Genomic DNA, 287 nt, shown 5'->3' with positions numbered 1-287 from the left:
CGGGAGCAACAGGAGAGACCGGAGCAACCGGAGTCACAGGAGCAACGGGCGTAACCGGAGCAACTGGGGTTACGGGAGTAACCGGAGTCACGGGAGCAACTGGAATCACGGGAGAGACCGGAGCAACCGGAATCACAGGAGCAACCGGAATCACAGGGGCAACCGGAGTCACGGGTGCAACGGGACTTACCGGAGCGACCGGTGTTGGATTAGAAGGAGTAGAAGCGTTTAGCGCGGCAAGCGCTCCGTTTTACCCAGCAGGTCAAGTTGTGACGTATGAAGGAAGT

Annotated in this window: 1 pseudogene; it reads left to right on the top strand. The window is 58.9% G+C overall.

The window, feature by feature from the left end:
* Positions 1 to 287, top strand: a pseudogene (locus ACK3CR_RS27075) (BclA C-terminal domain-containing protein); the annotation flags it as partial.

Source organism: Priestia sp. TRM10, assembly GCF_057808375.1.
This window is presented reverse-complemented; position numbering and strand designations above follow the sequence as displayed.